The following is a 25,093-nucleotide window of genomic DNA, read 5'->3' on the forward strand; positions in this document are numbered from 1 at the left end:
AGCCAGATATATTACAAATCTAGGAAGAAAGGCACGGTAGCTGGACACACGACAACTAATCAGTCTTTTTTGCTTGGGCTTATAGTATCATAAAGTCAGCAATAAGTGGTATCTTTTCGCCAAAAAATATGTGCGTCGTATGTAGACGCGTGCTTTAGCAGCGTCGCACCTTCCTGCGCTACCGCTAATTGCTTGCGTTCTAGCGCATACTGAGCACTGGTATCTCTCGGCGGATCTCAAAATGGAGGCAGCGATGCGCCTGCCGCAGTGCCTCCTCCACCTGGACTGGAGTTTCACCGCGCGCAAAGATAAACCCCAGGTAACTGGCCCCCTCTGGCAATGGCACCAGGGGATGATGCACCTTTGCCGTGATCTCGACGCCTGTAATCAAGGGAACAGCAGCCGCTTCTTCCACGCCTATCACCCCTTTGAGGATACCCGCGGAGGGAATGGGAATCATCATCACGCCAGTCGCGTGCGTGTCACGTTCAAGCATTTGAATTTCTTCACCGATAGCATGCCGCAAAATCAGCTCTTCAAGGCACATGCCTGAACCGAACTCAAGGATGGTAGAACAGAGGCCCCCTATCGAGCGGCCAGCAATTTCGAGCATCCAGGGTCCGGATTCATTGACGCGAAGCTCGGCATGCACCGGCCCATGGCGCAGCCCCAATGAAGATGCAGCCGTCGAGACACAGTCTGCGATGGCTTGCTGTACCTCCTGAGAGAGACGCGAGGGCGTGGTATAGATCGTCTCCTCGAAGAAAGGGCCATCCAGGGGATCTGGCTTATCAAAGAGTGTCAGGACTTTGAGCGCCCCATGCGTCAGGATACCTTCAAGCGCGACCTCGACCCCTGGAATAAAGTCCTCCACCAGGAAGGTCGTCTCTTCCTCTGCATATCCCTCGCTCAGGACGATCCGCTTCAGGCGATAAAAGGCCTGGAGAAACTCCGCTGGATTATTGGCACGTATCACCCCGCGACTGCCGGAGAGGCGACGTGGCTTCAATACGCAGGGATAACTTACGCGTTGCGCGATCTCTTCTGGTGCTTCCTGCAAACTAAAATCGCGGAACACCGGGCAGGGTGCGCCCCCCTCCGACATCAGGCGTCGCATCAAGAGTTTATCACGCGCGGCTTCTGCCGCACCGGGCGAGTTATGAGGAAGCCCCAGGGAGGCACAAGCTTGAGCGGCCAGCTCGCTGGCGCTATCATCCACTGAGAGTATGGCGGTGATAGGGTGCTCCCGCGCATAGTCCGTAATGGTACGCACCGATGTTGGAGTATCGGAGAAATCAATCCCCAGCGGCACATGCCAGTAGTCCGCCAGCGATTCAGGAAGATCGATCCCTACAACTACCTCCAGTTGTAACTGTTGCGCAGCGCTCAAAAACGCACCAGCGCGATAAGTTGAGGGAGACATAAGCAAGAGAACACGCTTTGGGGCCTCTTCTCTTGCATACATACTACGTACATTGCTCATAGGCGTTACTCATCCTGCTCTACATCTACAACAAGACCCTTTGATTTCAAGGCAGCCGCCAGCCCGAAGAGGCGCGCATCGCCGCGCACCGTCCAGAGAAGTTCCTGGGAGGACAATGCCGATTTCTGGCTCTCCTCCCAATGACATTCATAGGCGCCTTGCCAGTTCCTATGCTGCACACGTCCCTGGTAGTGCCAGGGCGCGGTCATCGGGCGACGATGGTTAAAACCCAGGCCAGCACCATCAATGCTGGCAAAATCTTTACTGCGAAAGATGACCTTCATGCTTCCAAACCTCGTGCAGATTCCTATGCTCAGCTTATCATAGCAGCAACCAGCTCTTATGAAAACAATTTCGCGCGCCAAAAGCTGTCATCTACACACCACATTATTACATTTTCGTAGTAGAATAGTTCCAAAAACCATGGCGTTTTGTAGCGAAAGAGAGCGTGCCTTGATCGCTTGATTGCGTTCCCCTTGTTCTTCAGTGTATCGCGCGATATCCTGGATGACAAGAAGGATGCTGAACGCGCTTGAGTCGGAAGAACTTCAGTTCCCATTGGCAAGAAGGCCAAGCATCCGCGCTTGTGCCACCGCCTGGGTGCGATTGGTAACGTCGAGTTTGGTGAGGATATTGCTGACATGATGCTTCACCGTGTCGATGGCAAGCACCAATGTTTCCGCAATCTTCCGGTTCGAGGCACCACGTGCGAGCAGGCGTAACACGTCCTGTTCCCGCGCGCTTAACGGCTCCAGCAATATCGGGGATGGCTCGCTTTCCAGACGGGGTGGTTGGGTCTCCGGCTGCTGGCTGGACGCACGCACCAGCCTCTCCAGATACGGGAGATCTTTCTCCTGGGGCCCATGTTCTCTAAGTTGGGAGAGCAAACCAGCCATGAGTGGTCCTTCGTCCACAAAGCGACGGATGTAGCCTTCTGCTGCGCCCAGATGCACAGCCTGAGAAAGCCGCGCCAGGGCTTCTTGCTGGTGCTGCTGCAGGTGATACGCCTGCGCCTGCAAGAGCCACATTTCCAGCACATGGTACCACCGCTGCGCGGCCGTTGCCCGTTTTACGAGGGGGAGAAGCAGGTGCAAGGCATGCTCTGGTTGGGATTCGGCCAGCAGCAGGCGGACGAATGCAACGCTCTGGCGCTCCTGCGCCAGAGGGGAGGCCAGCGGCGCTTCCCGCTCCAGATCACTCACCCAGCGTCGTGCCTGTTCCAGCTCGCTACCTGCCAGCCAGAAACGCATCTGATCGACACAATCCCAGAGCGCTGCGCGATACGGCGAAGAAATGATTCGCCAAACGTATTCCAGCTGTTGAGAGACTTTTTGGGCCTCCTCCCATCTCCCTTGCGAGAGGGCAATTCGCAACAACACTGTATATGTGAGGGGTAAAAACGCCAGGATTTCGGTCTGTTCGCCCAGCTGGATCGCCTGTTCGGCCAGGTGTTGGGCTTCTTCTAACCTGTCCCACTCGTGCAAGATTCCGGCCTGGAGCGTATAGGGCCAGCAGAGCAGAGCCGACTGGTGCCCCTCCAGGGTTTGGAGCGCGTTGATCGCCTGCTGGCTCCATTGCCATGCCTGGTGCAGTTTCCCCGCCATCGTTAGCTCCTGTGTTGCCTCGCACAAGTAGAGATTCTCGAGCACATGATCTCCCTCCGCTTTGCTCCGTCCCCATCCTGTCTGCACGTACTGCATCGCACGCTCGAAATCCCCCTGAGAGAAGCTCGCCCGAGCCTGGGCAAATGTCACCTGAAGCTGTGCTGCCCATTGGTGCTCCTCCAGATGGGTCAGCGCGTCCTGACAGAAAGCATGCGTTGCTCCTGCATCCCCATGACAGAGACCCGCAATTGTAGCCTGTAATGCTGCGATTTCCCCCAACAGAGAGGTTGGTGCTTCTGGTTCGTGTCTGCCTCGCACGCTGCCGGTCTGTGCTTCCCGCTGATGGACATGTGTCCAGGCGTTTCTGGCATCGCGCACCCAGCGTTCGGTGACCACTGGCGGAGCGCTCCAGAACAGGCTCTGGGCCGAGGCCAGGCATAAACGAGGGCGCTCACGCACGACCTCGCTGGGAAGCTGCTCAATCCAGGATAGGAGCAACGGGTCTTTGCAGCGACCCCAGATGTGCTGACTGGGGATCTGTTCCAGAAGCCACGCGGCCCAGGACCACTCGTGCGCCTGCAACGCGTGCTGGATCGCTTCGCTGGGCATCGGACGGGCCCCATACCAATACCACTGACTGGCTCGCAGATGTAGCAGCGGCACCTCGGTGGGAGCAGTCTGCTCCAACTGATAACGCAAGGCCGAGGCCCAGAGGGGGTGGTAGGCATACCATTGGTGCTCCTCATCCAGGGGATTGAGAAAGAGATTGGACCGCTCTAATTCCTCCAGGAAGCACTGACTATCTTGCTGCTTCAGGACCGCATTACACAGGGAGTTACACAGGTAGGGGAGGATGGACGTGCGCAAGAGAAAGCTCTGCACCTGCTCTGGTTGGCGGTTCAGCACTTCCTGCACCAGGTACTCGAAAAGGACGGGCTGGGTTCCCAGGGGCGCTTGCAGCAGACCTTTTGGAGGTGCCTTTGCCTTGAAGGCGAGCGCTGCCATTTGCAGGCCCGCCCACCAGCCCTGGAGGCGTGTGTCCACGTCCTGGATGTTCTGCTCGGATAGTCGAAGATCCATCACGTTGTGGAGAAAAGCGGTCATTTCCTCTCTGGTTGCACGCAACTGCTCGGTGCGTAATTCCAGGATCTGTGCCTGAGCGCGTAGCCGAACAAGAGAAAAAGGAGGGTCAGTCCGTGTCACCAGCACCACACACAGGGTGGGGGGTAGGCGCTTGAGCAACGAGGCAAGCAGGGCATGGATCGCTGGCTCCGTAATCTCCTCATAATTATCCAGCACCAGCACCAGGGGTTCGCTTTGCCGGGCAACGCCATTGATCAGCTCTGTGAGCATTGCTTGCCAGGAAGGTTGCGGGGTATCGTCCAGGAAAGCAACTTGCAGGGCAGCAAAGGGAAGCAGCGAGAGTCCAGGTTGGCACTGCTCCAGTGCCGTCAGCACATAGGTCCAAAACTTCAAGGGAACATTGTCGCCCGCGTCAAGCGACACCCAGGCCACGGGCGGATGGCCTGGCGCAAACGAACGAACCCAGTTGGCAAGCAGCGTGGTCTTTCCAGAGCCTGCAGCAGCGGAGATGAGCATGACGCGTCGGTGGAGGCCAGCATTGAGCAGAGCCAGGAGACGAGGGCGAGGAATGATCTCGTGGGAAGATGTCGGGGGAAGGAATTTTGTCGCAAGCAGTGAGCCTATGATGGGGTCAGGTGCGTTGCTGTGGTGCCCATGGTTTTTATTGTCCATGATGGTTCTTCCTTTCTTGCATCTCCTTTGCTTGTTGTCGCCAGCAGGTCAACCTTTTGCGAAAACGCTTTGCCGCCACACAGGGAGGTGATCCCTGCGCCTTGTCGCTCTCGCGTCGTTCTCCTGATGAGTTGTACCGCCGCGTATTTGCTTCAGTGGACAGCGATCGCTAGCACTTTCGTGTCGGTTTTCAGCGGTCATTGCCCCCTGAGAATAGCTCTTTCTCGCCATGATTTTCCCTTTTCATTCCAGTATACTCCGGTTGTCGTTAAACGGAGACGTTCGAGAGATCGGAAACTGACCCGTCAAGTGACTCATCTGAAATGTATCAACACACAGGAGAACTCTTATGGACACCCAAATTAATACAACGACACAGACTCAGTTTGCCATTCGTCCCTTCCACATCGACATTCCCGAAGAAGCGCTCGTCGATCTGCGCCAGCGCATCGTGGCCACGCGTTGGCCCGAGAAGGAGACCGTCGCAGACCAGTCGCAGGGTGTGCAGCTCGCGACGATTCAGGAACTCGCACGCTACTGGGCGTCGGAGTACGACTGGCGCAAGGTCGAGGCGAAGCTGAACGCCCTGCCGCAGTTCATCACCGAGATCGATGGGCTCGACATTCACTTCATTCACGTTCGCTCCAAGCATGCAGATGCGTTGCCGCTCATCGTCACGCACGGATGGCCCGGCTCAGTCGTCGAGCAGCTCAAGATTGTCGAGCCGCTGACCAATCCCACGGCCCATGGCGGCAGCGCATTGGACGCTTTCCATCTGGTGATCCCGTCGATGCCTGGCTACGGTTTTTCAGGCAAGCCGACCACGACCGGCTGGGGCCCCGACCGCATCGCACGTGCCTGGGTAGAGCTGATGAAGCGCCTTGGATACACGCAATTTGTGGCGCAGGGCGGCGATTGGGGGGCGATTATCACAGAACTCATGGCTGTGCAGGCGCCTCCGGAGCTGCTCGGCATTCATACCAACATGGCTGGCGTTTTTCCACCCGACGTTGCAAAGACGTTCGATGTGTTCCAGTCCAGCAATCCGCCATCCGGTCTCTCTGCCGACGAAAGACGCGCGTATGAGCAGATGGACTATTTCTATAAGCACGTCGGCTACGCAGTCATGATGGGGACACGCCCGCAAACGTTAACCGGATTGGCGGATTCCCCCGTCGGCCTGGCAGCCTTTATGATTGACCACGACACGCGCAGTTACGAGCTGATCGCACGTGCCTTTGCCGGACACCCCGGCGGCCTGACACGAGACGACGTGCTCGACAACATCACGCTCTTCTGGTTGACGAACACAGCTATTTCTGCGGCTCGTCTCTACCGGGAAAATAAGTTCGGCTTTTTCGACGTCAAGAACATCTCCATCCCGGTTGCCGTGAGCGTCTTTCCTGACGAGCTCTATCAGGCCCCGCGCAGTTGGGCCGAGCGGGCATTTCCCAAACTGGTCCATTACAACGCGCTTGACAAAGGCGGGCACTTTGCGGCCTGGGAACAGCCGCAACTCTTAGCAGAAGAGGTTCGCGCGGGCTTCAGATCCCTGCGCTAGTTGTGGAGAAGACAGCGGGCACACATCGTGCCCGCTGTCTTCTCCACAGGACACCATTGCTATCGCATCAACCTGATCTAAAGCGGGACCTATCGCGAAGGTAGTCTGCCCGTGTTGATCGGGCTGGCTATCTCCCAATTGGAGAGAGACACATGTCCAAAGAAATCAACCTTCATCGCCACCGCTTTCAAAGCGAGGGGCAGCCGATGACACTCCCAGCGATTCCATTACCCATTGAAGAGGAGTTGCCTTCTTTGGATGGCACGACCGCTTGGCTCAATTCGCACCCTTGACAGCGGCTGAGATACATGAAAGGAAAATTGCGGCGTGGCCTATAAAATCGAAGAAGAAAAGTACTCAGAGTCGTTTGTAGCATGGCTGATTTCCTTCGTAAAAGAGCTGTGGCCGTTGAAGCATAAGACAGAGGAAGATCAAAGATATGGAACCTTTACCCTGCTATTATCCAATCTTTAGACCTGTTGAAAGCGATCGCCAAGAAGTGCAGCGTTTGCAAAAAGCGCAGCTGGAATATGGGGTCTATGCATGTATTCCCCGAACCCAGCACACCTATGAAGAGGTGATCCAAGCGCTTGTCGGGCTCGATTTACGCCAGCAATACGAAGAACGCAAGCAAAGGAATCACACGTACTAACAAAAGCAGCACAAAACTATCAAGGTGAATATTCAATTCGCACTACGCATGGTGAGGGAGTTCCACCATCCGTGGCGAGGTGTGTCAAGTATCATGTGAGTCGATGTCTTGCCCCCTTTACGTAACATTTGGCCAGTGAGATAATGTGATTGAAGTACGATGTTCAACCTATCAAGTTCTCATAGGGACTTGGTTTATGGCTAAAAAACTGTTCTACAATGCTGGAAAATGCTATGTTCCGCCATATTTCTTGGAACCTAGTTTTGCATACATCAGAGAAAGGCGAGTGATTAGCCTGGTCGCTCATCGTAACAGAGCATCTCAAAGGCCATTCCTTTCTGTCCCGGCTCGCAAGCTCACCGGAGGGAGGAGGGATGGGTATGTAGTACGGCAAATGCCGTGCCACATACCCATCCCTCCTGAGCGCCGTAGGCGCAAAAGCAGATTACCGATTGTGCAATACACGTATTAATACCATAACAACTATAAGAAACGAAAGAGATTCCTATGTCTACACTTACATTCTGGATAGATGTCGATAATACCCTCATTGATAATGATAGAGTCAAACAAGATCTTTTTGATCAGCTACAAAATCTTCTCGGCGAGAAGCTCAACACACGTTTCTGGGAAGTCTATGAAGAGGTGCGCGCGGAGAAGAGCGTCGTTGATATCCCGCTTACACTGGAGCGCCTGCGTGAAGAGACACCTCTTACAGAGATGAACGCCAAAACCTATAAACGCGCACATGCCATATTTGACGACTATCCCTTTGACGAGCGGCTCTATCCTCATACGTTGGAGACGCTGGCCCATCTGGGCTCCCTGGGAACAACGGTCATCGTCTCAGATGGCGACCAGGTGTTTCAAGATAATAAGATCCACCAGAGCGGGCTGGCCCAGGCCGTCGAGGGACGCGTCCTCATCTATGGGCATAAACAGAGGCACCTCGACGAAATCATTGCGCGCTACCCAGCGGACCACTTTGTGATGATCGATGATAAACCCCAGATTCTGCATGAAACGAAGGCCTTTCTAGGCCAGCGCCTGACGACCGTCTTCGTCCAGCAAGGCAAGTATGCACATGCCAACCCACCCGATGGCTTTACACCAACCATCACGGTCTCCACCATCGCCGACCTGCGCACCTATACCACAAAACAATTCCTGTAGGGTCCATGCTGGCATGGACTCCGAGGCCCGCAGGCCGATCCCCAGCCTTTGGGGAGTCGCTGCGCTCGGAGTCCATGCCAGCATGGACCCTACAATACTACTGATCCTGGTCGTTAAATTCCACCAGGTCTATGCCTCGGGGGAGGCCAGATGGACGCGGAAGGTTTTAATCTCGAAGGGGCGCACGGCGAAGGACAGGGCCTTGCCTTCATACTGTGCCTCTCCCTGTGGCTTCTCCAGCAGATTACACTCCTGCGCGGAGACGATGGATGAGGCAAAGCGCAAAGTGGCCTTTCCACGCCGATTGTGCGCTTCATAAAGACGCACAATGAGACCATCGCCATCCTCGGCAGGTTTGACCGTCTCCACAATAATATGCGGACAGTCGGTTTGCAAGAATGAAGCCGACGGCGTTGCTCTGGCAGCAGTGGTCTGGGTCGTCCCCTGCACCAGCAGCACCGGAACATTTAGCTCATACGCACGGCGCTCCACACCCGCTTCGCGCCAATCTCCCTGGTGTGGCAAGAGGCTATAGGTGAAGCGATGCAGCCCCTGGTCAGCCTCTGGATCTGGACTGACGCCAGATTTCAAGAGCGTCAGGCGCATGACATTATCATGCACATCATGGCCATACTTGCTATCGTTTAGCAGGCTTACGCCATAGCCACTCTCGCTGAGATCAATCCAGCGATGGGCGCAGACCTCGAAGCGCGCCATATCCCACGAAGTATTGCGATGCGTCGGTCGCTGAATATGCCCAAACTGAATCTCATACGTCGCCTGGGCACTGTTAATCGCTACGGGGAAGGCGGCTTTCAGGACGGTCTGGTGTTCATGCCAATCAATCTCTGTCACGAAATCGATACGCGCCGAGTGACGCCAGAGAGAGATGCGCTGGGTGACACGTGAGGCCATGAAGGGGCGCACCACCTCAACCGTCGCCCGGATGGGACCCTCCTCGATCACGCGCACGCTCGCCGCCTCCAACAAGGGATAAGGCTTCTCTTCATAGAAGAGATCGATATCCCAGGCATCAAAGTTCAAGGGACGATCCTCAAACGCAATCAACTGATTGCCCGTTTGCCCCGGCGCCAGCACATCGCGCTCAGCCAGTTTATCATAGAGGCGCTCAATCTCGCCGTTTGTCGTCAAGTTCAGCTCATAGTAGGCGTTCTGGAGGGTAATCTGGCCATTGGCATCCACAGAAGCCCGGCAGGCGCTCTCCGATGCCCCAGTTTCAGCGGCCTCAAGCGTGGCAAAGCCCATTGAAGGGACCTTAACCGTATCGAGTAAGAGATACTTCTGGCCTTCCCAGTCTTCCACCTGCTGCCCCTCTGGCAGCGTCTCCGCATCGACAGCAGTCAGCGCGATCTGGACGGGATCGGTGCGCTCCCAGGGAAGCGTATTCAGTAAGCCTGGTTGTGCCGCCCTCCAGCCCAGGGAACTGGCCAGGCATGTGATAGCCTCGTCGCGTACCTCGGAGGCAATCGCATGCGCCTCCTGATAGAGGCGCAAGGCGTCCTCATAGACCTCGGCAATCGACGAGCCAGGCAGGACATCATGGAACTGATTCAGTAGCACCAGCTTCCAGGCCTCATTCACGCGCTCCTGGCGCGTTTGCATGCCATAGAGGCTTCCCCAGGCATTGAGCAGTTCAACCTCGCGCAGATAGAGTTCAGCCCGGCGATTGCCCTGCTTGGTGCGTGCCTGCGAGGTATAGGTTCCCCGGTGATACTCCAGGTAGAGCTCGCCCACCCAATTTGGCAATTCGGGATGCTCCCAGACACGCTCATAGAGATTATCGAAGTAGCGATCCACGCGTCCCATCTCCACCGTGGGGAAGCCTGGCAAGTCACGAAGTACAAGCGAGCGCTCAAGCTGATGCTCTTCGGGACCACCGCCACCATCACCCCAACCACAGAGGTAGAGCAGTTCATCATTGATCTGCTGCTGGCGATAATTCTTCCAGGTCCCCCAGATATCCGAGGCGCGGAAGGGACCATTATAGGTATAGTAGGTGCTGACCGTTGAGACGTCGGGCGCGGTCACAAAGTGCGTCAACACTTCTGTCCCATCGATACCGCGCCAGCGGAAGGTATCGCATGGCATACGGTTAAATTGGTTCCAGCTGATCTTTGTGGTCATAAAGACCGGGATATCACAGCCGCGCATGATCTGTGGCATAGCCGCGCTATAGCCAAAGACATCCGGCAGCCAGATATAGCGTGGCGCATAACCAAATTCCGCTTCCATAAAGCGCATGCCGTGCAGCACCTGGCGTACCAGCGATTCGCCCGAAGTCAGGTTACAATCGGCCTCGACCCACATGGCGCCCACCAGCTCGATCCGCCCCTCCGCAATACGCTGCTTCACCCGCTCATAAAGTTCAGGCAGGTCTTCTTTGACCCATTGCAGCGCCTGGGGCTGGCTATGGGCATAATAGTAATCGGGATAGCGCTCCATCAAGCTCAGCACATTAGCGAGCGTATGGGAGATCTTCTGGTGCGAGCGCCAGTACGGCCATTGCCAGGCCAGGTCCAGGTGCGCGTGTCCCGTAACAATCATATGGGGGCGCGTCCCCGCGTTCAAGCCGTCCGCGAGTTGCTCCTGGAGAAGCTTCAAGGCATCTTGAGCCGATTGAATGAAGCGCGCACTCGCATACCCTTCGCGAAGATCAAGCAGCGTATGCACCTGATTTAAGCGTTCAATGAAGGTGTGGCGCACAAGGTCATTTTCGTCAAGCGACAGTGCCGCTTCAAAGACTGTGTGCATCGTATGATAGAGTTGCCATACTGTTTCGTTGCGCGCATGCAACGTCAAGCCCTCAAAAAGCAGCGGGATATAGGTATAGACCTGGATCGTGAGCTGGTGCTCTTGCCCATCACCCACCTGCTCAGGCAGCAGCAATTGCCGGTGGCGCCAGTCAAGGGCGCCGATGGCCTGACCATCAAGAAAGACCGTCGCTTCGAGGCGCAGTAACAGAGCATCATCCTCCGACTGCGGCCAATGCAACTGTAGCACGAGGGCCTGGCCTTGCCACGAGTCAGGAGCATGCACGGAGATCTGTAGCCAGGTTGTCGCGTGTTTACGTCCCCACACCTGGCCGAGTTCTAAAGGTTGCCACGCCGCATCATCTGGAGGGGGAGGCAGCGTCATTGGGCCAGTAGCCGGAGCATGCAGAATGGGTTGGAGTTGACGGCGCGGTCCCTCCATCGCTTGAGCCATACGCTTAATCGCAGCCCTTAGCTTTTTCTCGGTAAGCGGCATAAATATTTTCTATCCTCTCTTTCCCTTTGAGGGTTCCTGTGCGAACATTGTAGCATCGAGTCCCGCAAGGCAGCAATCAACGCTTGGTCGATATGCTATAGTATCTGTGTTATTGCCTTTAAAAGGACAAAGCTTTCATCAAACGGATATGCGCTCGCTATGCAGCATTTGCTATTAGAAAAGTAGTAGAATCAACACCATCATGAAAAAGCAGCAACGTTCTTCCCATACCCATATCATCCTCAGCCAGGAGGCTCGGGAGGAGATACATAAAGATGTGTATCAGCGCGCGCATATTGAAGCCTGTGGTGCCCTCCTGGGGATCATGGATGAGGAGGGCAACTGGTGTATAGAACACGCGCATCCTCTGGCCAATACCGCAAACTCGCCTGTCTACTTCGAGTTTGACCCTCAGGAACTCTTAACAGTAGAGATGAGCCATCCGGGACGACTCATTGGGGTCTACCACAGTCACCCAACAGGCTATGCTCAGGCCAGCAGTACGGATAGCGACAACATGCGCCGCGTCAACGCTGAACAGGGCATTCCCTGGGCCTGGCTGATTGTCTGCGGACCCTTCAACCAGGCCCAGGAGTTGGCGAACGAGAAGCTGCTAGGCTATTTTCACTATGAGCGCGAGGGCCTGCAACGCCTGGAGATCATTTTCCAATAACAAAGCATGCTTATGCGAGCTGGAACATCTTGCGCGCAAAGCGATATTTCTCTTCATCGTGAATGACGCTCCCACCCTCATGGCCATTAAACGGGTAGACTTTGAGCTCTTTCTCACCACCAAGATGGTTATAGACGGCGAACCCGCTTGAGGGGGGGCAGATCGTATCCAGCAAAGCAATGGAGAGTAGGACCGGGCAGGTGATGCGCGGCGCAAAGTTCATCCCATCGAAATAGCTCAATGTTTGATAACTCGCTTCGACCGTGTGGGGGCGCCGCTTCCAGAGGTCCACAAGTTCGTGATAGGGGCCCGCGCCGAACACCTCGATGGAGCGATGGAAGTGGCAGAGGAAAGGCACATCGGGCATAGCCGCGACAATCCCTTTGTTCTGAGCCAGCGCCGCCACCGCCAGGGTCAGGCCTCCCCCCTGACTTCCACCCGTGATGATAATGTCACCAGTCTCGGGGAGCGAACGCACAACATCAATAGCACGCATACAATCGATATATGCATGCCGGTAGTAGTACTCACGTGGATCGCTGAGACCCTTGGTCATAAAACCAACGAAGCCACCGCCAGAATAGGGGTAGTTATCGGGCGTCTGGCCGTCCTGGCCACGCGTATCGACCGTCAATACCGCGTAGCCCTGTAAGGCCCAGTGCAGATATGACGCGATATGTCCCCGGCCGCCAGAATACCCATGATACTGCACAATCGTCGGGATTTTGCCATCTTTCTCCAGGCGATAGCCTTCGTTCGGCACAATGTACCATCCCGCGACACGCGTCCGCTCATCATACGCGTTGTAACGCACATCATAGACCGTTACCCGGTCGACGACATAGGGCTGGACTTCAAACTGGGCATCCAGGGGCCGTGCATCGCTTTCGGCCCGCGCCGCCTGCCAGAAGGCATCAAAATCGGCTGAGGCGGTGAGCGCGGGACGGTACTGCTCAAGTTCCGCGAGAGGCATATCAACGATCATATAAAGATCTCCCTCTAACAAAATACTATGTGGGCATGACACAGATGCCTGCATCGATGACAGGCAAACGTTTTTCCAGTATACAATACCTGGGAGGCCTTATGGAGTGCGACGTTGCCTTTGAAGTATTCGTTCTTAAGCTGTCTCCCGTACCATAAATAAAGGATGAAAAGCAAAAAGGGAGACGCTTGCCTATGGAGACTCGATTAGTAGGCCTGGAACAGGTCCCTTCTATCACTGAGGTAGCCAGTCATGGTAACGAACTGCTTAGCAAAGAAGCTCCTGGCGATCCTGGCTATATCGTTGTCAAGGACATCATTACCTCAAAAAAACGATGGGCCCACAACAAAAGCAGAGAGCTCGGACGCTCAAAAGCCTTTACAGCACAATTTCTCTAGAATTTCGCGATTTCATGTATTAGAATCTCATATTTTTTTCTTGCACTATCTATTTGAGATGGTTGACAAACTGAATAAATAAATGTATACAATATATATGAGAAATATATTGTAGTGTAGGTATCGTCCCTCTAGATTCTACTGGGCGAGGCATGAAGCACACTACCAATACACTAAGCATTCTCACGGCTTCTCAGGCTGCAACGCAGCCTATTCCACAATATGTAAGTCTCAATTATGCGGATTTGTTTAAGATCCAACATATCCGCAATCCCTTCGTTCTCAATCCCGTCAGCTACTCAACCCTGGCCTCTTACCTGGAGTGTCCTTGCTGCTCCCTCGAACAACGGCGTAAACGGCGGCCTAAAGAGCCTAGGCAGTTTACCATGGTCCGCCAGCAAGGCCTTTTTTCAGGTGGCGAACCTGATCCCCGCCTGGTTGGTACCCTTCTCCATACACTCATCAACCTGCTCCATGAACCCAAAGGCACACTCTCCGAAGAGCAACAGGCCTCCCTCCTCACCCACCCCTCCGAACTCGTTGATTTTCTCCATACCGAGGCGCTCAGCGCGCTACAGGCAGCGGGCAAGCTCCGCCTGGCCATGTTTTATGCAGAGCTTTGCGCGCATGAAGGGCGCTTCTATACACTTATCATCCATCCCCTTTTACTCTATCAACGCGAACTCGCGATCACTGGCGCCACCGTTCTGGCAACATCGGAACGCTTCCAGCTAAAACTGCTCTCAACCAGGCATACCTTCGAGGGCCATACAGATTGGGGAGGCCATGTAGGGTTGGTCGGCGAGTTCGACCAGGTACGCATGCAACGCCTGGAACAGGGCGGATCTGTAAGCCAGAGACCCGCCATCATTGAGTTTAAGAAGGGACTGGGGGTGCGTAAGCGAAAAGACGAGCCACTACCTGGCCTCTTTGCGGGTCTGGCTGAGAAGCAGGAGCGAGACGAGAAATATGCAGCCAAAGAGCAGCCTAACGAGTTTCACGCTATGCAATTGATGGTCTACTGGCTCGCATTCCAGACCCGCTGGAATGTGCTTGACTATATCAAGACCGAGAAAGGCATGCTTGAGGACATTCGAATGTCCTTGTATCAGGAACTAGATCTCATCATTTATAATCTCAATGATAGTTGCCAGTACCGTCTCTGTCCAACCAACTTTCAAAGCGCGTTGCAAGCCATGACCAATTGCATTTTCTATCTCGACTGGGCACTTAAAAGCGGCTATGCTGTGCAAGCGCCAGATCATGACTGCGCCAAAACAAGCCCGTTGGCGGTCCCCAACCTTCGCATACAGGTTGGGAACGCCATGCTCACCTCGGAAGAATGCTACACGCATGCCCGGGCCTCGTTCGCCGCCTTCAAAAATACCATTCAGTGGGAGGCGTCTTCATTCAGATAGAGCTTCTTTATGGCCTTCTCGCCTACAAAATAGTCTGGATAACGCAGGCGTAAGGCGTCTTCAGCCAGCTTTACGCTGAGCTCTTCTTCAATCCAGGGATAGAGCTGGGGCTGCTCATAAAACACCACCATCATGGCATGCTCTTGCTCGAAAGCGAGAAAGTCATTCCAGGGCATCCCAATACGACATGCCCTGGTACTGAGCAACGCTTGGGCACGCTCCTTCTCTATCAGGAGACCACCATGTATCGCCGTTGTAACCCAGTATACGCCCTCATCAAGCTGCTGTTTTGTCTGGGCTTTTCCCCATGGGGTGTGCATTGCATCTTTCCCTCATCAACAAATAAATAACATCATACAGTCTTCGCGTCCTTCATCATAAACCTTGCAAGTAAGCTGTATTTAGATAGCAAACAGAAATAAGACCACAAAAAGCGTCTTACACAAAGAACGGGGGAACTGCTCTATAGTCTAGCATATCCAGCACAGTTTTGTTGCTAGCAGCAATGCCATTGTACAGATGAAAGCAAATACGCTATAATGAGCGCCAAGAATACCCGGTCCAAATTCAGAGAATTCCAGGAGCGAGGATATCATCATGAGATGTTCCAGGTGTGGCAATGAGGTAAGCCAGGAGGAGGTCTATTGTGGACAGTGCGGGGCAGCAGTGAGGTCCAGCGCGACAAGATTGACAAATTCCAATCCCTCAAATGCAAACTATGATACCTACCACACACAACTGCCATTTGAATCAAACCCCTCCCAACCGTTGCGTTCGGGATTACTCTCGCAGTCCGGTCTACGGCCCACACCACTACCATCAACACCGAATTCAGCCTCTGAATCCGGCATTCCATATCCCCCTGGAACCGGAGCGCTACCATCTCCAGGACAACAGCAGCAGACGGGCTTCTATCGCGATGCCACGGAAGCCATGTCAGCGCTTCCGGGGCAGGAGTACCAACAGCCCGTTCCCCACACACCAATGTTCTTAAGTGGGCAGCCAGCAGCCCCAAACCCTACTCAGCCCTATCCAGGCTCTCACCCATCTCAGTTTCGCCAGCAAAACTCTACCTATTTAGGGAGGGCGAGCAGTCCCGGAGGCTATTCAGAGCAGCGTAGTGGCGGTTCCTATGGGAATCAGACGCAGTTCAATCCAACGCCAGCGCTGCCCCCACGCACGGGTAACAGCAATACACCACTGTTTATCGCCCTGGCCTGCGCGGGACTGGTACTTGTCTGTATTGTTGGGCTTATAGCCGTTTTTGCCAACCAGGGCACGCACACAGGTCCAAGCGCACAGGTAACAGCGACGGCGACAAAGGCGCCCACCCCGACGCCCAAACCGTCCCCTACACCCAGCCCGATGCCCAGTCCCACGCCTGCGGTAACGGTCACACCGCCGCCCAACCCGGGCTTTGCCTGGTGCGATGCGCAGTGTAAAGCCTTTAGCTTCGCGACCCAGTACCCCGCGGGCTGGTCTGTCACTCCCGCCGCCAATGCAGCAGGCATACAGTTCACCAATCCAGGGGCGCCAGATCAGTTCACGTCTTATAAGTCGGCTCAGGCTACAACGTCTTCGGCCAGTGACATGGCTGGCGCCGATCTCCAGACCAATTTTGGTGCCAAGGCGGGGTATACGCCACCGTCGAGCATTAGCGCGACCACCATTGGCGGCGAGACCTGGGTCCAGGCGATAGCCTATTATCAATCAGATCAGAATCCAGCCGCGCGCGAACGCGTGGTTGTCTACTCTACCAATCACAATGGCAAAAATTATATTATTGAACAGCAAGCACAGGACGACCTGTTTGATGCCCTTAATGGCCAGGCCTTCGCTCCTATGCTCAGTACATTTCAGTTCGCCAATCCACCTGCGGCATAGTAAGATCTTATTCCGAAACTCAACCCCATTCGGGGATAAACGCTCAGGGTTTTCGGAGAAGAAGTAAGCAGCATAGAAGGAAAAGGTAGCAGCAGTTTGAAAAGGTCCTTTTTTATCATCCTGGTCTTTATCAGCGGCATGACCAGCCTGGGGCTGGAGATGTGCGCATCGCGTCTCCTGGGAGCATATTTTGGCAGTTCGCTCTATATCTGGGCGGTCCTGATCGGGCTGATCTTGATCTATCTCACCACCGGGTATTTCCTGGGTGGGCGCGTGGCTGACCGCTATCCCTCTGAGCGCGTACTCTGCCTGATTACCGGCAGCGCCGCGGTCGCCACGGCCTTGATTCCCTTTATCAGCCAGAGCGTGCTCTCATGGTCGGTTGACGCTATTGAGCATATCTCCGTCAGCGCCTTCCTCGGCTCGCTCCTGGGAACCGTCTTGCTCTTTGCCATTCCTGTGACCCTGCTGGGCCTCGTCTCACCGCTTGCTATCCGCCTGGTCACCAGTGATGTCAAACGTAGCGGGCGCATCAGTGGCTCCCTCTATGCCATCTCGACCTGCGGCAGCATCCTGGGTTCCTTCTTGCCTGTGCTCTGGCTTATTCCTACCTTTGGTGTGCGCCGCACCTTCCTGATCTTTGCCGCACTGCTCTTTGCCGCCTCGCTCTGGGGCCTCTGGCAGATGCAGCCCCGTCCCCTCTGGCGCCCCCTGGCGGTAATCATACAAGCCACCCTGATCGGGACGCTGCTGATGCAGTTGGGACCCTTGAAGCAAATTCCTAACCTGATCTACCACCAGGAGTCACTGTACAACTATATCCAGGTTGTTCAGCAGCCAGATGGCACACGCCAGCTCATTCTCAACGAAGGACAGGCCATTCACTCGGTCTATTATCCCGATAAGACGCACGTTCTGACCGGATGGTACTGGGACTATTTTCTCGCTGCCCCCTACTTCAATAAGGGTTTTACGCCTGATAAATTGCATCGCGTAGGCATTGTTGGCCTGGCTGGCGGGACCATCGCGCACCAGTTTACTCAGGTGTATGGCCCGGTCCCCATTGATGGCGTTGAGATTGACCCCGCGATCGTAGACGTGGGACGTAAATATTTCGACATGAATGAACCCAATCTGCATGTGCATGTGCAAGATGGGCGGCCCTATATTGCCACCACGCACGAGACCTATGATGAAGTCGTCATCGACGCCTTCCAGCAGCCCTATATTCCCTTTCAGCTTACCACCAAAGAGTTCTTCAGCCAGGTGCGCAGCCATCTCTCTCCCCAGGGAGTCGTCACATTAAACACAGGGCATACACAGACCGACTATCGTCTGGTACAATCTATTGTAGCAACTATGAGCACGGTATACCCAAGCGTGTATGTGTTCAATGTACCAAATACATTCAACACGGTCGTCATGGCAACGATGCAACCCACCTCAATGGAGACGTTTCGAGCACAGCTCTCTCAAGTCGATCCATCTACCACGCTAGGACAGGTCGCCAATGAAGTCCTGCCCGTCGTCCAAAAAGGGCAGCCAGGCAATGGAGTCGTCTTCACCGACGACCGCGCCCCGATTGAAGAGCTTACTGACCAACTCTTGCTCAGCTATATTCAGGGACAACCCTGATGGCTATTGACAGTCACTGGAGGCGTAATGTAAGGTAACACGGGCAAGCGTTGCGCATACCAGTTTTTGTTTGCGAGAGACTCAAAGAAAGCAAAGAGGAAACATCACTATGGTGGCAGTTGCAATTATTGGAGCACAATGGGGAGACGAAGGCAAAGGCAAGATCATTGATGAACTTTCGATGAAGGCCGATTTTGTCGTGCGTTACCAGGGAGGAACCAATGCAGGTCACCGCGTGGTTCATGAGAAAGGCGAGTTTTCCTTCCAGATTGTGCCTTCCGGCATTCTCTACCCCAACGCGACCTGTATCATTGGCAATGGCGTGGTCGTCGATCCCAAGGCCTTAATCCAGGAAATGGAGACCCTACAAAGCCAGGGCATAGATATTTCTCGCCTCTACATTAGCGAGCGCGCCCACCTGGTTATGCCCTATCATTTTGTGCTTGATCGCCTGGAGGAAGAGGCTCGCGGCAGCGAGGTTGTTGACAACACCTATCGTGGCATGGGACCCGCCTACGTCGACAAACATGCTCGCAATGGTATCCGCATGGCCGATCTGCTGGATGTCGACGCCTTCCGCGCCAAGCTTGCGACTATTCTTCAGCAGAAGAACCGCATGATCACTCAGATCTACGGTCAGCCTCCCCTCTCACTGGAAGAAATTCACGGAGAATATTTTGCCTATGGCCAGCGCCTCTATGCCCACATAGCCGACACGCAACAGATGCTCCGGGAAGCGCTGGAAGCGCAGAAGATTATTCTACTGGAGGGCGCGCAAGGCGCACTCCTTGATGTCGACTTTGGCACCTACCCCTTCGTCTCCTTCTCCTCCACCATGGCAGCAAACGCCACCGTTGGCGCCGGGCTACCACCTCGCTCTATTGATCGCATCATCGGGATCTACAAAGCCTATACCACGCGTATTGGTAGCGGGCCGCTGCCAACCGGTCTCTTTGACGATATCGGCCAGATTCTGCGCGAACGCGGCCATGAGTATGGCACACGCTCAGGGCGCGCCCGGCGCTGTGGCTGGTTCGACTCCGTTGCCGGGCGCTACGTTGCGCAACTCAACAGCCTGGACTCAGCCATTATTACCAAGCTCGATGTCCTGGATACGTTCCCCATCATCAAAATCTGCACCGCCTATAACTTACGCGGGCAAATTATCCATACCCCTCCTGCGACACTCAACGACCTGGCCGCCTGCGAACCCATCTACGAAGAGATCCCTGGCTGGCAGACCAGCACCACCAATATCAATACCTATGAAGAGCTGCCCGCCGAAGCCAAAGCCTATCTCAAGCGCCTGGAAGAACTCCTGGAGACGCCAGTCAGTATGGTCTCGGTTAGCCCACAGCGCGGACGAACCATTCAGCTACAAGATGTGCTTGAATCCACGTCCCGCTAACAATCTGGCCCTGCTCCCTCTCACAACTCCTGGCGCATAGGGAGCAAGGCCCAACACCCAATCACTTGGCAAAATAATGGCTCCCCCACAATGATAGAAATATAATACTTCTTGATCCAACTAAAATGCATATAAGATCACGAGAAGGTATTTTATATGCAAAAAACGAGAAATCGCCTATTCCTCCTGTTACCCATTACAGATACGCGCCTGGTCATCTGGGCACGCGCGTTGCGCACCTTTGGCTACGGCTTTACCAGTGTCCTGTTGGGTGTGTCCCTGACGGATGCTGGTCTTTCACCGCTGAATGTTGGCATCTTGCTCACTGTCGCGGCCCTTGGCTCAATCACCTTTAGTTGCGTGATGGGGTTCTATGCCGATCGCCTTGGTCGCAAGCGGCTGCTCATTCTCTCAGCCTTGCTGATGATGCTCACCGGTATGGTATTTGCCACAACCCAGTATTACCCTCTCCTACTAATTGCCGCCTTCTGTGGCACTATCTCGCCTTCAACCAATGATAATACGCCCTTCAGTGGCGTTGAACAAGCGATTCTGGCCCAGTCGGCCTCTACAAAACGCTATACCTCCCTGTATACCTACTATAACCTGACGGCCCAGCTAGCCGGTGCGCTGGGAGGACTGCTTGTGGGTATCAGCAGCGTCCTCTCGCCTCTGGGCATTAGCGAACACATGAGTACACATGGCCTGTTCGCGCTCTATGGGCTGTTGGCTGGCTGTACAGCCCTGCTCTTCCTGCGTCTCTCGCCCAAAGCCGAGCTAGCGCTTGAGCAGAAATATACGCAGAAATTGGATAAGCAAGGCGAACATCCCCAGCTCCTCTATAAGCCACGTATACGCAAAGTCGTAATCCTGCTCCTGACCCTGTTTGCCTTCGATTCTTTCGCCGGTGGACTTGCAGTGCAGACCATGCTCTCACTGTGGTTTCGCCAGCATTTCGGTGCCTCGCTTGGCTCACTTGGAATGCTCTTCTTTGGCGTCAACATGTTCGCGGCCCTCTCACTTATCTTCGCTCCCTACCTGACGAAACGCCACGGCCTGCTGAAGACCATGCTCGTGCCCCATTTCATTTCGAATGTCTTTCTGCTTCTGGTCGCCTGTATGCCGACCTACTTCCTGGCCGCGCTCTGCCTGCTCCTACGCCAGTCGCTCTCAAAAATCGATGTGCCAGCCCGCCAGGCATTTACCGCCGCCCTGGTAACGCCCGAGGAGCGCACATCCACCGCCAGCTTTGCGACCGTGGCCCGGAGTACAGCCGTGGCGCTCAGTCCTCTCGCCGCGAGCGCGCTCATGGTTGGTCCGCTCCTCGCGCTGGGCCTGCCCATCCTCCTGGCCAGTTGCCTGGAGATTGGCTATGACTTCACAATGTGGCAAACCTTCAAGCGTGTTACCTTACCAAGCGACGCGGTGCTCGCTACTAGCACAATTACTATCCCACCGAGCAAAGTTCCGACCATGAGCGAGATCGAGATTCTACCCAGTGGAGATGCGCCCGCCCTCTCAAGGTAATTAAAATGATGCCATCATCACACCCTGCAATATTACAACTGAAAAGCACAGTGTCTCGACCTAACCCAGTGGGCGCTTAGCCATAGCGGCACCACTGCGTGGATATTGTTCGGGACAGCGCTTCTGCTGGCGCCAGGTGAGCAAACGACGCCCATCATTGATGCCAGGGAGATCTACCACCGTATCTGCCTCCAGGACAGCTCCTACCTGGGCCGCAGCGCGCTTCCCCTGCACCATCTCATCCTGTAGCTCACCTTTCTTTGGTAAAATAATGGCTCCCCCCACCCGACAATAGGGCGCGCAATACTCTAGCAAGGCTGGAAGCGCCGCGACTGCACGCGCCGTCACCAGGTCGAACGCCGAGCGATAGGCGGGCTTCTGCCCAAGCTCCTCGGCACGTCCATGAATGACCTCGACATGCTCCAGCTCCAACACATCAACCATATGGCGCAGAAAGGTGACCTTCTTATTGGTGGCCTCGACCAGGGTCACACGCCAGTGTGGGCGCGCCATCTTCAGCGGCAAACCGGGAAAGCCCGGTCCGGTGCCAATATCAAGCAGCGTGGTCTCATCCTGGGAGTAGATCGCTAACAGCGAGAGCGAGTCCAGGAAGTGTTTGGTCATTACCTCTTCCGGATCCTTGATGGCCGTTAGATTGAAGCGTGTATTCCACTCCAGTAACTCCTGGCGGTAGCGCAAAAACGCCGCCTCCAGCTCTCCACTCAACCCCAACCTCTGCAAGCCTTCTTGAAAAACATTTGTCATGATTCAGACTTCTATTCCTGTTTGATTATTCGCCATATTCACCTGGGAAAGTATACTGGTCCCCCTGCGACAATGCAAGATCCTCTTCCCGTCCAAGTAATGGCCCCACAATTTGAACAAACCGGGCAACAAGTTGAGCCGCCCAGGGTAGCCGTAAGAACGGACGGAGACGCCCCAGCAACTCATGGACAAACTTCAAGAGCTCTTGTGTTCGCTGGGTTCCCTTGCTCAGATCCTGTAACCAGAACAGTACCAGGGCCAGCTGCAACCCGTAGAGCAGAGTGGCCAGGTCATCCACCTGTGAAGTGCGCGGGGCATCTCTCGCCTCAGAGACCAGGATAAGATAGCTCGCTCTCGCCCGGCGGCGAACCTCCGTCCCCTCTACGCCAAAGACACCTGCGCGTGAGAGCGGATTCAATGCAGCCCCAGATAGCGCCACCAGGGTCAAGCGATGTGGGGCCATTACTACCAGTAACTCGCGCATCAGGTGGCGAAAACGGTCCGCGATAGACGCGGCAGGCAGCAAACGCACCTGCTCTTCCAATTGGGTCGCCAGCCACTGATACAGCTCCAGGACCAGCTCCTCTTTGCTAGCAAAGTACCGGTATGCCAGCCCTAGTGAGCAGTTTGCCGCCGCCGCGATATCTCGCATGGTCGTCTGATCGTAACCTTTGGTAGCAAACAGGTGTAACGCGGCATCAACAATACGCTGCCGCGTTAAAGCTGCTTTCTGGGTCAACTTACCTGTCTCAGAAGATTCCATGATTCCCTCCTGCAAACAAGGATACAGGCGAACCATGTCCGCAGCACCCTTGACAGTAGCATATCGCATTTGCTACACTTAGCACAAGTGAACATTGTTCATTTTTAGAATACACGCTTTTGCAAAGAAAGCTGGGTAGCCTGAGAGGCATTCTCTTCCATCATTCAGCGTAGAAGGGTTCGATTATGTCGCTTAAGACGTTTGATCTGGTCAGGTGGAACATCATCAGTATTGTGCTTGGAGGGAGCATCTGGGTACTGCTCGTGCTGGGCGCCTGGTTTCGTTGGATTATCCTCAACGAACTGGAGCTTTTGCTTTTGCTGGCTCTCTTCGTCATTACGCCGTTGACGGTTCCACTCGTGTCGCTCCCTAGACAATCCCGCCAATTTTATCAGCTCTCTTCCCTGATTCTGTTCTTACAGCCCTTTGCCGCGCTTATGGGTGGGGTTTCCTTTCTGCTAGCTACCGGTCCACTCGCCGCCGCATTCGCCGCCATATGGCTACTGTTTACTGGCCTTCTCACGCTGCTGGGTCTGGTCCGGCTTTTCCAGGCAAGAAGAACGCTCCCTGATATCTGCCTGGCAGCGGCACTCCTCTATCTGCCAATTGGCAGCACATGGATGGTGTTGGCGCGTTTGGGACTTCAGCCGCTGGGTTTCGGCGTGCATACCGACTTGCTCACGGCTGTTCACTTTCACTTTATTGCCATGGCGGCTCTGATCATCACGGGCCTTACAGGTCAGATTATACAAACGACAGCATATACGCTTTCTCGTATGACCTATCGAGTTGCGGCTCTTGGTGTCCTTATCAATCCAATCCTGGTGGCTATAGGGCTGACTCTTGCCCAGGTTACAAAACTGCACTTCCTGGATACTGCTCCTGCCGACCTTTTAGCCCTGAGCCTGATCCTGATCGCGCTGCTAGGGCTGCGTTTCATTGTACCTACGACCACCTCCCTTTTGGCACAAGTACTCTTCCTATTTTCATATACGGCGGTGTTCTTCACCATGTTGTTTGCCGCCGCCTATGCACTGGGAGTTGCGACCGGAGCCCGGACCATCACCATCTCCCAAATGATTCTGATCCATGGACTGGAGAACGCCCTGGTCTTTGGCTTCTGTGGCTTGCTTGGCTGGAGACTTAGAGCGAGACAGGACAGCAAGAGAGGTGAGGAATGCGCGTAATCATTACTGGCGGCAGCGGCCTTATTGGGCGCTCGCTTGTGCAACTCCTGGCCACGCAGGGATATGAGATCATCGTCCTGAGCCGCCGCCCCATACAAACGACTCAGATGTTCTCCCAACAGGGATTAACAAACATCAAAATCATTGGCTGGGATGCGAGATCTGCTCAGGGATGGGGGAATTTGATCACCAGCGAGAGCGCTATCGTCAACCTGGCGGGCGCGACTCCGGCGCATTGGCACTGGACGCGGTCGTATCGCGCACATATCCTGGAGAGTCGTTTGCGCGCTGGAGAGGCTATCATACAGGCAATGGAACGCTATGGACCGCCGAAAGTGTTGGTACAAGCCTCAGCATCAGGATATTACGGAGATCGCGGGCAGGACCTGCTCACAGAAGCTTGCCTTCCTGGTCAAGGTTTCCGCGCGCAGGTCTGCCAGGAGTGGGAAGCCTCCACGGCCCTTGCTCAGACCAGGCGCTGTATTGCGCGCACAGGCCTCGTGCTTGATACACACGCGGGTGCCTTTCCTCCGCTTTTGCACTTTGCGCAACTGCTCGGGAGACGGTTGGGCGATGGACGGCAATGGCTGCCCTGGATTCACAAAGTGGACGTTGCCAGAGCCATCCAGTTCCTCCTTGAACAACAGTCACTCTCTGGCCCCTTCAATCTATGCGCGCCGGAAGCAGTGACAAATCGAGAGTTGCTTCGCGAGGTACAGCATGTTTTGAAGCGACCCTCCGTGCTTCCTCTGCCAGCTTTTGCCCTGCGAATCCTGTTAGGGGAGCTATCAACAGTGGTATTGGACAGCCAACACCTTCTCCCCCAACGTCTGACAGAGGCGCAATTCCAGTTCGCGTATCCTCAGCTAAAGCAAGCGCTCCACGACCTGCTGTGAGGCACCTCAAGGAAACAGAAGATGGGTTGGGCTGAGGTTTCTGGCCTCAGCCCAACCCA

General features: G+C 54.9%; 21 protein-coding genes. 13 read left to right on the forward strand and 8 right to left on the reverse strand.

The genetic code is table 11. The features are described 5' to 3' along the window. Positions 1–199 precede the first annotated feature (199 nt). The 3 genes from JMJ04_RS41895 to JMJ04_RS41905 form a co-directional block, all read right to left on the reverse strand. Positions 200–1,483 carry an ATP-grasp domain-containing protein gene (locus tag JMJ04_RS41895; RefSeq protein ID WP_201376346.1) on the reverse strand — a complete coding sequence of 428 codons (1,284 nt, stop codon included), beginning with the start codon at positions 1,481–1,483 and terminating at the stop codon, positions 200–202. Positions 1,484–1,488: 5 nt separating this feature from the next. Continuing rightward, positions 1,489–1,767 (reverse strand): hypothetical protein, encoded by a 279-nt coding sequence (locus tag JMJ04_RS41900; RefSeq protein ID WP_201376347.1) that lies wholly within the window; start codon positions 1,765–1,767, stop codon positions 1,489–1,491. A gap of 264 nt (positions 1,768–2,031) precedes the next feature. Then, the gene (locus JMJ04_RS41905) at positions 2,032–4,842 is read right to left on the reverse strand and encodes a winged helix-turn-helix domain-containing protein (protein ID WP_201376348.1); all 2,811 of its coding nucleotides are present in this window, start codon (positions 4,840–4,842) and stop codon (positions 2,032–2,034) included. Between the two features lie 349 nt (positions 4,843–5,191). Here JMJ04_RS41905 and JMJ04_RS41910 point away from each other — a divergent pair, with 349 nt between their 5' ends. The 4 genes from JMJ04_RS41910 to JMJ04_RS41925 all read left to right on the forward strand — a co-directional run bounded on the left by JMJ04_RS41910 (position 5,192) and on the right by JMJ04_RS41925 (position 8,228). Next, positions 5,192–6,403: an epoxide hydrolase family protein gene (locus JMJ04_RS41910; RefSeq protein ID WP_201376349.1), complete on the forward strand. Its 1,212-nt coding sequence runs from the start codon at positions 5,192–5,194 to the stop codon at positions 6,401–6,403. Between the two features lie 152 nt (positions 6,404–6,555). Beyond that, positions 6,556–6,696 (forward strand): hypothetical protein, encoded by a 141-nt coding sequence (locus tag JMJ04_RS41915; RefSeq protein ID WP_201376350.1) that lies wholly within the window; start codon positions 6,556–6,558, stop codon positions 6,694–6,696. A 146-nt stretch (positions 6,697–6,842) separates the two neighbouring features. After that, complete coding sequence (locus JMJ04_RS41920) at positions 6,843–7,055, forward strand: hypothetical protein (protein ID WP_201376351.1); 213 nt, start codon at positions 6,843–6,845, stop codon at positions 7,053–7,055. Between the two features lie 507 nt (positions 7,056–7,562). Then, a complete protein-coding gene (locus JMJ04_RS41925; protein ID WP_201376352.1) occupies positions 7,563–8,228 on the forward strand; it encodes an HAD family hydrolase in 666 nt (221 codons plus the stop codon). Positions 8,229–8,357: 129 nt separating this feature from the next. Here JMJ04_RS41925 and JMJ04_RS41930 read toward each other — a convergent pair whose 3' ends face one another. Further along, positions 8,358–11,495, reverse strand: coding sequence for an alpha-mannosidase (locus JMJ04_RS41930; protein ID WP_201376353.1), 3,138 nt, complete (start codon positions 11,493–11,495; stop codon positions 8,358–8,360). Between the two features lie 202 nt (positions 11,496–11,697). On the opposite strand from JMJ04_RS41930, the gene JMJ04_RS41935 reads away from it, so the two are divergent. Then, complete coding sequence (locus JMJ04_RS41935) at positions 11,698–12,168, forward strand: M67 family metallopeptidase (protein WP_201376354.1); 471 nt, start codon at positions 11,698–11,700, stop codon at positions 12,166–12,168. 10 nt (positions 12,169–12,178) lie between these two features. Here JMJ04_RS41935 and JMJ04_RS41940 read toward each other — a convergent pair whose 3' ends face one another. Then, a complete protein-coding gene (locus JMJ04_RS41940) occupies positions 12,179–13,153 on the reverse strand; it encodes an acetylxylan esterase (RefSeq protein WP_201376355.1) in 975 nt (324 codons plus the stop codon). A gap of 194 nt (positions 13,154–13,347) precedes the next feature. Between JMJ04_RS41940 and JMJ04_RS41945 the strand changes: the two genes are divergently transcribed. Together JMJ04_RS41945 and JMJ04_RS41950 are read left to right on the forward strand one after the other, a co-directional pair. After that, the gene (locus JMJ04_RS41945; protein WP_201376356.1) at positions 13,348–13,551 is read left to right on the forward strand and encodes a hypothetical protein; all 204 of its coding nucleotides are present in this window, start codon (positions 13,348–13,350) and stop codon (positions 13,549–13,551) included. 152 nt (positions 13,552–13,703) lie between these two features. Then, the gene (locus tag JMJ04_RS41950; RefSeq protein ID WP_201376357.1) at positions 13,704–14,969 is read left to right on the forward strand and encodes a PD-(D/E)XK nuclease family protein; all 1,266 of its coding nucleotides are present in this window, start codon (positions 13,704–13,706) and stop codon (positions 14,967–14,969) included. Here the strand turns inward: JMJ04_RS41950 and JMJ04_RS41955 are convergent. Continuing rightward, positions 14,942–15,289, reverse strand: a complete 348-nt coding sequence (locus JMJ04_RS41955; RefSeq protein ID WP_201376358.1) for a DUF7007 domain-containing protein — start codon at positions 15,287–15,289, stop codon at positions 14,942–14,944. The two genes, JMJ04_RS41950 and JMJ04_RS41955, sit on opposite strands and share 28 nt — an antisense overlap. A 277-nt stretch (positions 15,290–15,566) precedes the next feature. Between JMJ04_RS41955 and JMJ04_RS41960 the strand changes: the two genes are divergently transcribed. The 4 genes from JMJ04_RS41960 (at position 15,567) to JMJ04_RS41975 (ending at position 21,423) form a co-directional block, all read left to right on the forward strand. Beyond that, positions 15,567–16,853 (forward strand): zinc ribbon domain-containing protein, encoded by a 1,287-nt coding sequence (locus JMJ04_RS41960; protein ID WP_201376359.1) that lies wholly within the window; start codon positions 15,567–15,569, stop codon positions 16,851–16,853. 96 nt (positions 16,854–16,949) lie between these two features. Continuing rightward, positions 16,950–18,488, forward strand: a complete 1,539-nt coding sequence (locus tag JMJ04_RS41965; protein WP_201376360.1) for a spermidine synthase — start codon at positions 16,950–16,952, stop codon at positions 18,486–18,488. Positions 18,489–18,597: 109 nt separating this feature from the next. Then, positions 18,598–19,896 carry an adenylosuccinate synthase gene (locus JMJ04_RS41970; RefSeq protein WP_201376361.1) on the forward strand — a complete coding sequence of 433 codons (1,299 nt, stop codon included), beginning with the start codon at positions 18,598–18,600 and terminating at the stop codon, positions 19,894–19,896. 156 nt (positions 19,897–20,052) lie between these two features. Next, a complete protein-coding gene (locus tag JMJ04_RS41975) occupies positions 20,053–21,423 on the forward strand; it encodes an MFS transporter (RefSeq protein WP_201376362.1) in 1,371 nt (456 codons plus the stop codon). Between the two features lie 60 nt (positions 21,424–21,483). Here the strand turns inward: JMJ04_RS41975 and rsmG are convergent, their stop codons facing one another. Together rsmG and JMJ04_RS41985 are read right to left on the reverse strand one after the other, a co-directional pair. Beyond that, positions 21,484–22,188, reverse strand: coding sequence for a 16S rRNA (guanine(527)-N(7))-methyltransferase RsmG (rsmG, locus tag JMJ04_RS41980; protein ID WP_201376363.1), 705 nt, complete (start codon positions 22,186–22,188; stop codon positions 21,484–21,486). Between the two features lie 25 nt (positions 22,189–22,213). Beyond that, the gene (locus JMJ04_RS41985) at positions 22,214–22,951 is read right to left on the reverse strand and encodes a TetR/AcrR family transcriptional regulator (RefSeq protein ID WP_201376364.1); all 738 of its coding nucleotides are present in this window, start codon (positions 22,949–22,951) and stop codon (positions 22,214–22,216) included. 185 nt (positions 22,952–23,136) lie between these two features. On the opposite strand from JMJ04_RS41985, the gene JMJ04_RS41990 reads away from it, so the two are divergent. Both JMJ04_RS41990 and JMJ04_RS41995 read left to right on the forward strand, forming a co-directional pair. Continuing rightward, complete coding sequence (locus JMJ04_RS41990) at positions 23,137–24,138, forward strand: YndJ family transporter (protein ID WP_201376365.1); 1,002 nt, start codon at positions 23,137–23,139, stop codon at positions 24,136–24,138. Next, positions 24,129–25,034 carry a TIGR01777 family oxidoreductase gene (locus JMJ04_RS41995; RefSeq protein ID WP_201376366.1) on the forward strand — a complete coding sequence of 302 codons (906 nt, stop codon included), beginning with the start codon at positions 24,129–24,131 and terminating at the stop codon, positions 25,032–25,034. The genes JMJ04_RS41990 and JMJ04_RS41995 overlap by 10 nt, the downstream gene beginning before the upstream one ends. The last annotated feature ends 59 nt before the right edge of the window (positions 25,035–25,093 follow it).

It is taken from the genome of Ktedonobacter robiniae (assembly GCF_016587375.1).
Lineage (GTDB): Bacteria > Chloroflexota > Ktedonobacteria > Ktedonobacterales > Ktedonobacteraceae > Ktedonobacter > Ktedonobacter robiniae.